The organism is Kitasatospora sp. NPDC088548, from assembly GCF_044753005.1.
In the GTDB taxonomy this organism is placed as follows: Bacteria; Actinomycetota; Actinomycetes; order Streptomycetales; family Streptomycetaceae; genus Kitasatospora.
Genome location: NZ_JBIVMI010000002.1, coordinates 419,554 through 432,434, shown reverse-complemented (window position 1 = coordinate 432,434; position 12,881 = coordinate 419,554). Strand labels below are relative to the sequence as shown.

General features: G+C 71.7%; 12 protein-coding genes. 6 read left to right on the top strand and 6 right to left on the bottom strand.

Going from position 1 to position 12,881, the window contains the following annotated elements:
• The 4 genes from ACIP82_RS04895 to ACIP82_RS04880 are packed head-to-tail and all read left to right on the top strand — an operon-like array spanning window position 1 to window position 2,499.
• Window positions 1–216 (top strand): MbtH family protein, encoded by a 216-nt coding sequence (locus ACIP82_RS04895; protein ID WP_400650899.1) that lies wholly within the window; start codon window positions 1–3, stop codon window positions 214–216.
• A gap of 10 nt (window positions 217–226) precedes the next feature.
• On the top strand, window positions 227–1,507 hold the full coding sequence (locus tag ACIP82_RS04890) for a cytochrome P450 (RefSeq protein WP_400650897.1): 1,281 nt from the start codon (window positions 227–229) through the stop codon (window positions 1,505–1,507).
• A gap of 32 nt (window positions 1,508–1,539) precedes the next feature.
• Window positions 1,540–2,277, top strand: a complete 738-nt coding sequence (locus ACIP82_RS04885; protein ID WP_400650894.1) for an SRPBCC domain-containing protein — start codon at window positions 1,540–1,542, stop codon at window positions 2,275–2,277.
• A 33-nt stretch (window positions 2,278–2,310) separates the two neighbouring features.
• Entirely contained in the window at window positions 2,311–2,499 is a 189-nt protein-coding gene (locus ACIP82_RS04880; protein ID WP_363612521.1) for a hypothetical protein, read from the top strand.
• Between the two features lie 71 nt (window positions 2,500–2,570).
• Here the strand turns inward: ACIP82_RS04880 and ACIP82_RS04875 are convergent, their stop codons facing one another.
• Window positions 2,571–3,785, bottom strand: coding sequence for a Dyp-type peroxidase (locus tag ACIP82_RS04875; RefSeq protein ID WP_400650891.1), 1,215 nt, complete (start codon window positions 3,783–3,785; stop codon window positions 2,571–2,573).
• A 70-nt stretch (window positions 3,786–3,855) separates the two neighbouring features.
• Between ACIP82_RS04875 and ACIP82_RS04870 the strand changes: the two genes are divergently transcribed.
• Complete coding sequence (locus ACIP82_RS04870) at window positions 3,856–5,202, top strand: right-handed parallel beta-helix repeat-containing protein (protein ID WP_400650889.1); 1,347 nt, start codon at window positions 3,856–3,858, stop codon at window positions 5,200–5,202.
• A gap of 148 nt (window positions 5,203–5,350) precedes the next feature.
• Here ACIP82_RS04870 and ACIP82_RS04865 read toward each other — a convergent pair whose 3' ends face one another.
• The 5 genes from ACIP82_RS04865 to ACIP82_RS04845 form a co-directional block, all read right to left on the bottom strand.
• Entirely contained in the window at window positions 5,351–6,145 is a 795-nt protein-coding gene (locus ACIP82_RS04865; protein ID WP_400650887.1) for a hypothetical protein, read from the bottom strand.
• 124 nt (window positions 6,146–6,269) lie between these two features.
• Window positions 6,270–9,059 (bottom strand): SdrD B-like domain-containing protein, encoded by a 2,790-nt coding sequence (locus ACIP82_RS04860; protein ID WP_400650884.1) that lies wholly within the window; start codon window positions 9,057–9,059, stop codon window positions 6,270–6,272.
• A gap of 205 nt (window positions 9,060–9,264) precedes the next feature.
• Complete coding sequence (locus ACIP82_RS04855) at window positions 9,265–9,996, bottom strand: PIG-L deacetylase family protein (RefSeq protein WP_400650882.1); 732 nt, start codon at window positions 9,994–9,996, stop codon at window positions 9,265–9,267.
• Between the two features lie 472 nt (window positions 9,997–10,468).
• Window positions 10,469–10,780 (bottom strand): hypothetical protein, encoded by a 312-nt coding sequence (locus ACIP82_RS04850; RefSeq protein ID WP_400650881.1) that lies wholly within the window; start codon window positions 10,778–10,780, stop codon window positions 10,469–10,471.
• Window positions 10,708–11,127: a hypothetical protein gene (locus tag ACIP82_RS04845; RefSeq protein ID WP_400650879.1), complete on the bottom strand. Its 420-nt coding sequence runs from the start codon at window positions 11,125–11,127 to the stop codon at window positions 10,708–10,710. The genes ACIP82_RS04850 and ACIP82_RS04845 overlap by 73 nt, the downstream gene beginning before the upstream one ends.
• 218 nt (window positions 11,128–11,345) lie before the next feature.
• Between ACIP82_RS04845 and ACIP82_RS04840 the strand changes: the two genes are divergently transcribed.
• Entirely contained in the window at window positions 11,346–12,662 is a 1,317-nt protein-coding gene (locus tag ACIP82_RS04840) for a tetratricopeptide repeat protein (RefSeq protein ID WP_400650876.1), read from the top strand.
• The last annotated feature ends 219 nt before the right edge of the window (window positions 12,663–12,881 follow it).

Below are 12,881 nucleotides of genomic sequence, written 5' to 3'. Positions count from 1 at the left end.
ATGACCAACCCGTTCGACGACCAGGACGGCACCTTCCTCGTGCTCGTCAACCAGGAGAACCAGCACTCGCTGTGGCCGCAGTTCGCGGACGTCCCCGAGGGCTGGACCGTCGTCCACGGCCCCGACACCCACGCCGCCTGTCTGGAGTACGTCGAGCAGTCCTGGACCGACATGCGGCCCAGGAGCCTTGCCGACGCCATGGACGCCCAGCGGTAGCGCGGCCGACGTGACCTCCACCGACACGCTCGGAGCCGACCCGCTCGGAGCCGACACCCCGGCCGGGGCCCGTGCCACCACGGGCCCGGCCGGGCTGTCCGGAGACCTCGCCGCGGCGCTGTACACGCCCGAGGCCCGCCGGGACCCGTATCCGTTCTACGCCCGGATGCGGCGCGAGAGCCCGGTCCACCGCAGCGACCAGGGCATCTGGTACCTCACCAGGTACGCCGACGTCGACGCCGCCCTGGGCGACCTGCGCCTGTCGAACGACCGGGACCGGATGACCAGGGCCCTCGGCGGTCTGGGCGGAAACCTGAAGGCCCTGAGCCGGCTCACCGACCGGCTCGGCCGGGTGATGACCAACACCGATCCACCGGACCACGCCCGGCTCCGCAAGCTGGTGAACCGGGCGTTCACCGCCCGGCGGGTCGAGGCCCTGCGGGACGGCATCCAGACGGTCGTCGACGACCTGATCGACCGGGCCGTGGCACAGGGGCCGGCCATGGACTTCATCGAGGCGGTCGCCTCCCCGCTGCCCCTGGCCGTCGCCTGCGAGCTGTTCGGCATCCCGCCCGAGGACCGCCCCCGGGTGAAGACCTGGTTCCGACGGCTCGGCAACCTCACCGCGGACATCGAGCAGGCCGAGGCCGCCGTCGACCAGTACGAGGAGTACCTGTCCGGGCTCATCCGGCAGCGCCGGAGCGAACCGGGCGACGACCTGATCAGCGCCCTGGTCACGACACAGGCCACGGACGACCGGCTCACCGACTCCGAACTGCTGTCCACCTGCTTCGTCCTCGTCACCGCCGGAGACGAGACCACCGCCAACCTGATCGGCAACGGCACCCTCGCCCTGCTGCGCCACCCCGACCAACTGGCCCGGCTGCGTGAGGACCCGGCGCTGATCCGCACCGCCGTCGAGGAGCTGGCCCGCTACGACACGCCGACCCAGGCGATCGTCCGGGTCGTCGCGGAGGACGTCGAGATCGGCGGGCAGGTGCTGCGCGAGGGCGAGCTGGTGTACCTGTTCCTCGGCGCGACCAACCGCGACCCGGACCGCTTCGAGGACCCCGACCGGCTCGACCTGGCGCGCACCCGCAACCGGCACCTGACCTTCGGCACGGGCCCGCACTTCTGCCTCGGCGGACCGCTCGCCAGGCTCCAGACCGAGCTGGCCGTCGGGACGCTGGTCCGCAGGCTCCCGCGCCTCGGGCTCGCGGACGAGGCGGCCCTCGAATGGCGGCCCAACCCGCTCCAGCGGCGGCTGTGCGCCCTGCCGCTCACCTACTGAACAACCCCATCGACCGCAAAGGAGAACCGACCATGGCCCGAGAGTTCCAGGTGCGTCGGGAGCAGGACCTGCCCGTCGCACCGGACAAGGTCTGGCAGGCGATCGCCACCGGTGCCGGCAACCTCAGCTGGCTGTACCCCATGGAGGTCGAGCCGCACGTCGGCGGGACGGTCTCCCGCGGCGGGGGCACCGTCGTGGCGTGGGAACCGCCGCACCACTTCGCCGTCCGGGCGACCAGGGACGGCGGCTTCTCGAACACGCTCAGCTACCACATCGAGCCGGCCGACGGCGGGTCGAGCCATCTGCGGATGGGGATCCACTGGGTGCACGAGGGTGTCGTCGACGACGGCTGGGACACCAGGGCGGACGCGGCCGAGAAGCACGTCGACTTCTACCAGCACAGCCTCGCCCAGTACCTGACGCACTTCGCCGACCGCGCCGCCGTCTACGTCAAGGCCGGCCGGCCCGGACCGACGGGCGACCCCGCCGACTTCGCCACGCTGCGCCGGCGCCTCGGCCTCCCCGACGACGCGGCCGTCGGCGACCGGCTCTCACTCGACCTCCCGGGCGCGGACGACGGCCCGGAGGAGGTGGTCGTGGACTACCTGAGCCCCGACTTCATCGGGCTGCGCGGCCCGGACGCGCTGTACCGGTTCTACAACGGCAGCTCCTGGAACTGGCCGATCTGGCTGGGCCACCACCTGTTCGCCGAGGGAGCGGACGAGCAGCAGGCCACCAAGGCGTGGAACGCCTGGCTCAACGGCTCCTGACCCCTCGTACCACAGACAACCGGAGGACCACTGGTGGAAACACTGCTCTACGCCGCCGAACTCGTCGAGGAGGGCGGCACGTACAAGCTCGTCGTGCAGGACGTGGTGCGGGACACGGTCCAGGTCACCCCCGTCCCCAAGACCGCGGTGGACAAGCTCCCGATCTTCCTGTCGGCGCTCAGCTCCAAGCTCAACTCCGCACCGGCGCGCGGCCGCCGGTAGCACACCTCACACCCGACGAGGCCGGTGCCGTCCGTCCGGAACGACTCCCGGACGGACGGCACCGGCCTCACTCACGCCCAGAGCTGTTCGCCGAGGGTCCCGCCCGGCGCGGCCCCGGGCAGCACGTAGGCCACGGCCGACGCCTGGTGTTCGACGAAGGGGGACAGCGCGTCGCGGGCGGCCAGGCGCTCCTGGACGCGGGTGAAGAGGGCGGGGTCGCGCATGAAGGCGCAGAACAGCAGGCCGCGGTCGTCCAGGCCGTCGTCGTAGCTGTAGCCGCGACGGAGCATCCGGGCGCCCCTGTCGAGGCGGGGGCTGCTGAGACGGATGTGGGAGGTCGCGGGGATGACGTAGGAGCCGTCCGGGTGTTTGGCGTAGATGTCCGGCTCGTCGTGCTCGGCGGTGCCGGTGAGCGGGACGCCGTCGCCGGAGCGGCGGCCGATCGTCATGTTCTGCCGGTCCTCGGGGAGTGCCGCGAAGCCGGCGACATCCATGCGGATCCTGCGGTAGACCAGGATGGTCCCGTTCTCGTGGGCTCCTGGCGGGCCCCAGACCCATTGCCGGGCGGCCTCGTCGTCGGGGTTGGCGGTGCCGTCCTTGAACCCGAACAGGTTTCGCGCGGTGGTGCCCGGGGGCGTGGGAGGCAGGAAACCGGACTGGGTCCAGCGCGGGACGGCGCCGGCGGCCCTCGCGGCGGTGGTGGCCAGCTCGGCGACGACGGTCAGCGTCCAGCGGTCGGCGGCGCACAGCTGGACCAGCACGTCGCCGTTGCCGCGTGCCGGGTCGAGGCGGTCGCCGGGGTACGGCGGCAGGTCGGTCAGCTCGCCCGGGACGTTCAGGCCGAGCCGGGAGGCGAGCACGGGGCCGACGCCGACCAGGGAGGTGAGCCGGGCCGGGTCGTCGGTCCGCAGCCGCAGGTCGGGCAGCGTACCGGCGGCAGCGGTGGAGAGCGTGCGGGTCAGCGCCTCCAGGACGGTGCGCAGGGTCTCCCGGTCCGCGGTGGCGGAGGTCGGCGGGAGGTCCAGGGAGAACAGCTGTGTGACGGGTAACTGAGGCGCAGTCAGGCCGGCCTGCCGGGCGCCGTGGAAGGAAATCGCCGCCGGGGGTGGCGGGGCGGCGCTGGAAGCGGCGCCACGGCGCGATGCCCGGACGCTGCTCACCACCCCCTCCGCCGCCGTGCCGATCCCGGCGGCCAGCACCGCTCCGGCAGTGAGGAGGCTCCGGCGGTCCAAACCGGTTGCGGCGATTCGTGCCGGCTCCTGCGCATTTCCCGGTTCGGTGTGCATGGGCGATATTGGAGACGATAGAACACCTGTCATGCAAATCCTGCCTCCTCATGGTCTGTTGAATCGTTCGGTGCCCGGGCCTGCCGTGTCCCGGGCACCGGCGCCGCGGTACCTGCCGCGGTACCTGACGGCGCTGGTCGTCGCGGTCGCGGCGGCGGCCACGGGTTGCTCGTCGGCCGATTCGAAGCCGTCCGCCGATCAGCACCCGGCCGGGAACGTCCTTCGCGTACCGGAGGACTTCCGCACGGTGCAGCAGGCGGTGGACATCGCTCGTGACGGGGACACGGTGCTGGTTCACCCCGGCGTGTACCGGGAGAGCGTGCGGGTCACCGTCCCGCGGGTGGTGGTGCGCGGATCGGACCGGAACGCGGTGGTCTTCGACGGAGGGCAGCGGCTCACCAACGGCATCACCGTCTCCGGTGCCGGCTCGGTGGTGGAGAACCTCACCGTCCACGGCTACCTCGCCAACGGCGTGCTGTTCACCGGCGTCACCGACGAGAAGCTGCAGTACCGCGGCGCCGGCGGGTCGGCCTACGACCCGCTGGACACCGTCCGGTTCCCGCCGGTGCAGGGGTTCCGGGCCTCCAGGGTGACGGCGTACAACAACGGGCTCTACGGCATCTACGCCTTCGACGCGCGCAGTGGTGTCATCGAGGACTCCTACGCCTCCGGAGGGGCCGACTCCGGCATCTACGTCGGCCAGTGCAAGCCCTGCGACACGCTGGTGCGCGGCAACACGGTGGAGCGCAACGCGGTCGGCATCGAGATCACCAACGCCTCGGACGGCTTGACGGTGCTCGGCAACCGCGTCGTCGGCAACCGCGTCGGGGTGACGGTGAACTCCAACGACCTGGAGGCACTCGCCCCGCAGCACGGCGCGGTGATCGCCGGCAACGTGATCACCGACAACAACGCCGCGGACTCGCCCGAGCAGGCCGACGGGGGCTTCGGCATCGGCATCGGGATCGGTGGCGGCACGGAGAACCACATCGCGCGCAACCTCGTCCGGGGCAACCGCGCGGCCGGGGTCGTCGTCACCGACCTCCCGGGGCACCCGGCCGTCGGCAACCGCATCGAAGGCAACAGCGTCACGGCCAACGGCGCCGACCTGGTGATGGCCGCGGCCGACCCCGGCAACTGCTTCAGCGGCAACTCGCCCGCGACGCAGAGCCCGAACGGCCTGGAGGGCCTTGCCGGTTGCGGTGTCACACCGCGGCAGGCCGTCCCGGCCGGCCGGTCCGTGCCCGTCCAGCCGCCGCCCGGTACGCCCTTCAACTCCGTGCCCGTCCCGCCCGCCCAGCCGTCGATGCCGGACCCGGCGGAACCCGGCCGACCGGCGACGGACCTCCCCGGCCCGGTCGACCCGGACCGCTACCCCCTGCCGACCGACGCCACCGTCATGCCGCGGCCGAGCTGAGCCCGGTCGGCGCGCTCCGGCCCGGGACACGGCCGACGGGGCTCCCCGGAAGGCGAGTCGAGCTGCCGGAAGGCCCGCTCGGCCGCCGGGGAGCCCCGTCGGTACCGCTTTCGGTACCGATCGCGGTGCCTCTTTCGGGGCGGTCGCGTCAGCCCGCGGCCCACGGTGCCTCGGGCAGCCGCGCGCCGTCGTCACGCCCGGTGATCTCCACGGTCGTCGGGGTGCCCAGGCCCGGCATCCGCATCGTCACCCGCCGCAGACCGCCGTCGCCGTCGATCCAGTACGTCAGCGGCGACAACTCGCCGTCCGGCCCCGCCCCGTGCGTGGCGTCGCGGGAGCGCGGTCCGGAGAACCTGTCGTAGTTCCGGCCGTCGATCCGGTCGGTTCCCAGCCATCGCGGCCCGGACTGCGCGAGCAGCAGCGGATTGTCGGGCCGGTCCGCGCCGAGCTGGATCAGCAACTGGAGCCCGGCGTCCAGGGGGTCCGTCGTGTAGGCGCGCGGTGACCAGCCCGGGCGGGGAACGTGCTCGGCCCGCTGCCACGGCGGGCCGCCGGCGCCCTCCGGCTCCGGTGCCAGCCCCAGACCGCGGCTGTCCCACACGATCAGACCGTGGTCGAGCTGCCCGGTGGCCCCGGTCGCCTGGTAGCTGCCCACGGCCCGGTGATTGCGGTAGTCCACGACCCCGTCGACCCGGATCACCACGCCGCCGCCCTCGGCGGCGGTGAGGGTCACCGCGACCGGACTGGCCTGGTACAGGGTCAGGCGCGACAGTGCGATGCGGGCCGCCTCGTCGGACGTCACCGCCCTGCTCGTGGTGGGCCCGGAGCCGTTCTGGTAGACGGCCAGGCCACCCGCCGTGGCCGCGCACACCGTGACCGCTGTCAGCGTCCTGAACCAGAAGGTCCGACGCGGCGTACGGCCGCTGGTCTTCTTCCGGGCCATGCAGATGCCTTCTCTCACGTCGGTCGAACACGAGGGCGGGTTCGCGGACCACCGGTCCGCGAACCCGCCCGATCCACTCCTGCCGGCAGCCGGCGCACCGGGCGCCGGCCACCGAGCCCGGATGCTACCGGTGCTGGGCCCTGCGCCTGCGGACCAGCACGAGCAGCGCCCCGCCGAGAGCCGTCAACATCGCGGCGGCCAGGGCCATCGGCATGAGCTGGCCCGTGCCGGTGCTCGCCAGGGGCGAGCCGGGCACGGCGCCCGGTGCGGCAGGCACGTTCGGCGGGTTCGGCGCGGCCGGTGCGCTGGGCGTGTCCGGCGTCGGTGGCGCCGGTGTGGGTGTCGGCGTTGCCGACGGGGTGGGTGTGGGGGTGGCCAGCAGCCGGTTGACCGCGGTCGTGGAGAGTCCGGCGTCGAGGTTCCCGGCGTTCAGCACCAGCGGGCCGAGCACCGTAACGTCCGGAGCGGCGTAGCCCTCGGGCGGGCTGACCTCCTGCCAGTAGTACGTCCCCGGTACGCCGGTGCCCTGACAGATGCCGTCGGGCCCGGTCGTGCAGGGCTCACCGACCGGCGTGTCGGGCTTCGCCCCGGTGGTCTGCAAGCCGTCGGTGCCGTTCGTCTCCTTCCACAGCTGGAACTTCGCCCCCGCCAGCGGTTTGCCGTCCTGGTCGTTCTTGACCAGGCGCAGCGCGCCCTCCTGCTGACGGAACCCGAAGTCGAAGGTGTGGTCGTTCTCGCCCGGTCCGCCGGTGGTCAGCGCCCGTTCCGGGAACTTCCCGCCGGCCGGGACGATGCCCTTGGAGTCGACGAAGTGGTTGTCGCCGACGTCCGCGTCGGTGGGCACCCACTGGTACAGCGGGCCGTCCTTGGCGTAGTCGGCCGGGTTGTCGAGCCGGATGGTGTACTTCGTCTTCGGCTTCAGACCGCCGGGCACGTCCGAGTCGTCGAAGTAGTACTCACCGCGCGGTGTTGTCTTCGTCGTGCCGACGAGTTTCCCCGACTCGTCGTAGAGGTTGACGGTGGCACCGGGGACCGGGCGCTGGCCCGGGCTCTGGACGCCCTTGCGCTCGGGGTCGTACCAGACCCGGTTGCCGATCTGCAACGGTGCCTGGTCGCAGAGCACCTCCAGGTCGCCCATCGAGGCGCCCTTCCCGAAGGCGGCGTTGCCCGGGTTCAGGCGCAGGCCGGAACCGTGCTCCCGCGTTCCGTCGCGCTTGGTGAACATCGTGCCGGCGCCGTAGGCCGTGTCATTGGGGTCCACGCCGGAGGTCGCGATGTAGTCCTCCACCTTCGACAGCGCCAGGCCGGCGTAGGCCGAGTTCGCGTGGATACCCCCCATGCTGGACACGTTGAAGAACCTGGTGCCGCGCGGCGTCAGCCCGCAGCCGGTGTTCGTGTCCATCACGTACACGCCGCCGGCCAGGCACGCCTTGTTCAGGTCGCCGCCGGCCACGATCACCCGGTAGGTCGAGGTGTCCCCGGGCCGCGCATACGCCGTCGACTGGTCGGCGAACCGGTCGCGGAACGCCAGCAGCATGGAGCCGTCGGTCTCGAAGGCGATATCGGCCAGCTCCGGCTCGGGGTTGGACATGGACCCGCCGCACGCCTGGCCGTTCTGCTGGGTGGGGTACGTGTCCGTCCAGGGGAACCAGCCCGACCCGGCGCAGGGACCGGCCCCACCGAGCGTGGACAGGCGCGGGTAGTCCAGGGGCTGCTCCAGCACCGCCTTGCCGAAGGTCCCCGTCGCCGGGTCGAACGGCAGGACCACCGCGCGCAGGTCCGAGACCTTCCCGGTCGACTCGCCCGAACAGACACCGCCGACGTAGCCGACGCCGTCCTGCAGGCCCAGGCCGAACGGACGCCAGTCTCCCGGCGCGGGACAGCCCGGGTCCGGGATGGCGTGGACGGACTCGGGAGCCGCCGCGGTCGGCAGGGTGGCGTTGTAGTGGTACAGCTTGCGGTTGTTGAGGTTGACGACGAAGAGGTCGCGGCCGTCCTCGGAGATCTCCAGGTCGCCCAGGCTCTCCTTGCCCGTCGCGGAGAGGAAGGCGTCGTCGGCGGTGCCGGCGCCGTGCGCCGACGCTCCGGAGTCCGGGACGGTGGTGAACAGCGACGTGGTCTTGTTCGTCATGTCGGTGACGTAGATCGCGCCGGCGCCGCCGGGGCCGTACGTCGTGTCCCGCTTGGCCAGCGCCGAGCTGAACAGCCGCTTCCCGGGCTTGCTCCACCCGATTCCGTAGAGGGTGCCGGTCTCGGCGTTCGTGGCCAGGTCGGTCGTGTCCGTGTTGAGTCCGCGCGCGTTGTACGGGAACGTCACCAGCGTTCGCTGGGACTGCGGTTCATTGCTCGCGGGCTGGCACGCCGTGACCAGCGGCGCGTTCTTCTGGCAGTAGTCGCCGGGGCTCCACAGCCCCGTGGTGTACGCCACGTGCTTGCCGCCGCCGAGGTCGACGAACTCCTCGTTGCTGCTCAGCTGGTTCGGCGCGCCGTCCAGGCCCTGCCGCGACGCGAACGCCGGGAACAGCACGCCCGGCTTCGGGTTCACGACCTGGACCCGGTACTTGCCGCTGGCCGTCCGGGCCGTACCGGGTGCCAGGGTGAGCGTGCCGTCGGCGGCCGTCACCCCGGTGATCCCGACGCCGTCGTCGTTGGTGAGTGTCACCGTGACGCCGCCGATGCCCGGTTCCAGGGCCGGGCTCCACACGCCGGTCGCGTCCACGGCCCGCACCACCCGGACCGTCACCGATCCGTCGTCCGCCTGCGGATACGCCGCCGGTGCCACCGCCAGTGAGCAACTGGCGATTCCCACGGCGAGGGCCGCGGAGCGGGCTATGGTGCGGCGGCCGGGCAGACCCGACCACCGCCGGCCCGGTCCGTGCGCGGCGCCGTTCGTCTGTTCACTTCTAGGTGTCATTCCTGCTCTCATCGTGGAGAAGGGGCTGGTGCCCCGACCTCGTGAAGGAGTCCATAGAGCGGCGGTGATCCGCCTTCTTAACGGAAGTTTAAAGAGGGTGTAAGCAAGCATGTGACAGAATGGCAATTTTGACGTCAGGTCAATTCGCTTCGGTGCCCGGCCCCGGCCTTCCGCGAGCGAGCCGCCCGGGCCGGGGATCCCGTGGTCAGGTCGACAGGCGGATGAAGTGCTCGGTCGCGAGGATTCGGTGCCGGACGTCGTCGGGCAGGCGGGACAGGACGCCGGGAAGAGGACGCTCGCCGTCGACCTGGCTCCGGTGTGCCGTGATCGCGGCCCACTTCTGCCCCAGCCAGGGGCGGACGTCGCGTGTCACGTCGGCCAGGGCGTCCGGGACGCTGAGCACGGACTTGCCGACCCGCGTCAGCAGGGGGCCGAGGTCCGCGACCGCCGAGTGGGGATGGGTGGCCATGTGCACGGTGCCGGGCCGCCAGGGCGCCCCGGCACCCGGGTAGAGGTGTTCGAGCCCTGCGGCGGCCGCGGCCAGCAGGGTGGCGCGGTGGGTCTGCCGGTGGTCCGGATGGCCTGTCAGCTGCCCGTAGGCGTCGTGGGTGAGCACGATCTCGGGCCTCACCTCGCGGATGTGGCGCACGATGTCCTCCACCACGCGATCGAGAGGTGCCTCGCACAGCCGCGGCCGCCCGGGGGCGGAGTCCGGGGCACGGTGGTCGGCGTAGCCGAGCATCCGCGGCTCGCCCGCGCCCAGGATCCGGAGGGCCTCGGCGAGTTCGGCGGCGCGGTGGGTGCCCGGCGCCCAGGTGACGGTGACGACCGCTGTCCGTGCTCCGGAAGCGGCGTGCTGGGCGAGCACCCCGCCGACGAGGAGCGACTCGTCGTCCGGGTGCCCGACCACGGCGAGCAGCGAGGGCAGTGGCGGCATGCGAATCTCCATCATCGGTGTGCCGGGAACGGTCGGCGGAGCGGCAAGGGGGGCTTCACCGGCTGCTGCTGCCCTGGTCGTGGTGGGACGGTTCACGCGGTTGGTCCGGTGCGGTGTCGGTGCTGTGGTGGTGCCGGTCGGATGTGGGGTCCGCGCCTCGATGAGCACTGGGCCCTGTGGGGACGCGCGATTCCACGCCCGATGGGCACTCGTTCTGTCGGTGTTGCGTGAGCAATCGGCGCGCTCCAAGCGTCGGCGTGGTAACCGTGTGTAGGGACAGCGCTGGGGGCGCATCGTCATCATGTGAACGCACGCCCGGCGATTCATCCAAGTCGCTTTCAGGCGTTCCTGGACGACGTTCCGTCAGTCCTGGCCGGTCGAGTCCTGGTCGAACGCTTCCCAGGGAGTTCACTCGAAAGAGTGAACCCCCTGGGGTTCGCGGTCGGCGCCGGATGCTGAGGGGTGCCCGGGGTCAGATCCAGGTGTAGTTCTGGTCCGTGATCGGCTCCAGTTCGAACCTGTGCACCGTGGCGGTGGGGCTGTCGAGTTCGGCGATCTGCTTGCCGATCGGCGGGAAGAGCGGCAGGCCGTCCACCTTGCGGTAGTCGTGCCACTCGATGGTGCCGACCTCGTGGCTGCCGTCGGGGAGTTCGTCGAACTCCTGGGTGGCGAGCTGGGCACGGACCTCGGGGGTGACGTGGATCCGGTAGATCAGGTGGAACTTGCGGGGCGGCGGGGCAGGTAGACGGCCACGTCGAACGTGGCGAACACCCTGCTGGCCCACAGCGCGAGCGTGGCCGTGAGGTAGGGGCCGCCAGCCAGGCCGAAGGCGATGGTTCGGTCCGCGTAGCCGTCCTGGATGATCACGGCGCCGGCAGGCCGGGGCGGGTCGACGCGGACCAGGAGCCCGTCGAGCGCGTACCCTCCGACCAGGAACGCAGCCGTGATGGCACTGCTCTCGGCCTGCCGGACCAGCGGGAGCCGCTTGAGCAGCGGCTCGACGGGGTGGTGCTCGGCGAGCATCCCGCGATGCCGCACCGCGGTGACTTCCCGGGCTTCGAGGGTCTTGATCAGAGTGGTGACCAGGGTGGTCTTGCCCGACATGTCCAGTCCGTCGACGAGGATGCGCACGGCGTGCCTCCTGAACCTCGATGGGGTAGGGCTCGGGCCGCCGCACGGGCCGGTCGAGCCCGTGCGCGTGGGCGGTTCGGGGAGGGGAATGAACGTCCTCGCCGACCGCGAGTGGCTGACTCTCAGTCAACGGCCGTGCACGCAGCAGCAGAAGCTGCCAGGGTGTAGGCCAGTCGTCGGCCAGTTGTCGGCCACTGTCGGCCAGGGAGAGGGGTGCCGTGTCAGCGGATACCGCACCGATCGGGACGCTGATCAGAGATGCCAGGAAGAAGAAGGGCTGGTCGCAGCCCCGGCTCGGCCGGGAACTCGGCAAGGCCGAGGGCAAGGGGGCCGACGGGCCGGGGCGTGATCAGGTGTCGCGGTGGGAACTCGGTGGACGTGTCCCGAAGTACTGGCTGCCGTACCTGATCGAGGTTCTGGACCTGCGGCCACCAGATCCGGGCGGCAGTTCGCCAACCGGTCCGGAAGATCCGGTGTCGGGCGATACCGTGGATTCCGTCATCGAGCTGAGCCGGAGGGACGTGGTGGATCGCCGGGGATTCGTGGCCGCCTCCAGTGCGTACGCGCTAGCGGCCCTGGGGCTGCCCGATCCGGAGAGCCTTCTCCGCCGTGTCCGCCTGAAGGCCGGAGGGAAAGTCCAGGTCGGCCGGGGCGAAGTCGCGGCCGTCCGCCAGATGACCAAGTCCCTCGGCGACGCGGCGGCCGAACTCGGCGGCGGACACGCCCGCCACCTCGCCGTCCGCTACCTCCACGAGGACGTCTCCAAGTGGCTGGACGGCACGTGGACCGAAGCCGTCGGCCGCGAATTGTTCGCCGTGACCGCCCAACTCGTCCACCTGGCCGGCTGGATGGCCCAGGACGAGGGCAACCAGGACGCCGCCCAGCAGTACTACGCGCACTCCTTCCGGCTGGCCTCCGAGGCCGGCGACGCCGAACTCGCCGCCACCGCCCTGCGTGGCCTGGCAGTCCAGGCCATCGACCTCGGCTTCCGCGCGACCGCCGTGCGGATAGCCGAGGACTGCGTCAACCAGGCCAAGAACCTGGACGACCCCCGCGCGGTGGCGTACTACCAGGCCACCTTGGCCAACGCCGCAGCCCTGGACGGCGACCGGCCGACCGCCACCCGATCCCTCACCACCTCGCAGACGTCCATCGAACGCGCCCCCGGCGCCCCCGGCGACTCGTGGGCCTCGCACTACAGCATCGGCCGGTGGGCCCACGAGGCCGGCATGATCCTGGCTCAGCTCGGTGACTTCACGAGCGCACAGGACCACCTGCACCACGCGCTCGACATCCACGGCCTCGACCGTCGGCGCACCCGCGCCATCGTCCTGGCCGACCTCGGCACCGTCCGGCTCCGCCAGGACGACGTGGACGGCGCCCTCGCCTCCTGGACCGACTTCCTCGACTGCGCGGACGGCATCCGCTCCATCAAGGTGCGGGACGCCATCCACGACATGCGAGCCCGCCTGTACCGGCTGCGTGACGTCCCCGGCGTCGAGGAACTGGACGAACGAGCGTCAGCCCTCGAATAGAGAAGACACACGGCAGAGGACCTGACCGAGCGGTACGGGCCACTCGCAGGCAGCGGAAGTGCAGACGAAGGGGGTCACTGACTTCCTTGCCCTACAGATATCCAGCCGTTGCGACAACCGATGGTAGGCCGAGGTTCACACCGCTGGGTAGGGCCGCCAAGGGCAGTGTGCTCGTGGTGCTGAACGGGTCGGTCTTCGAAGAACGTGGCCGCGTCTCCT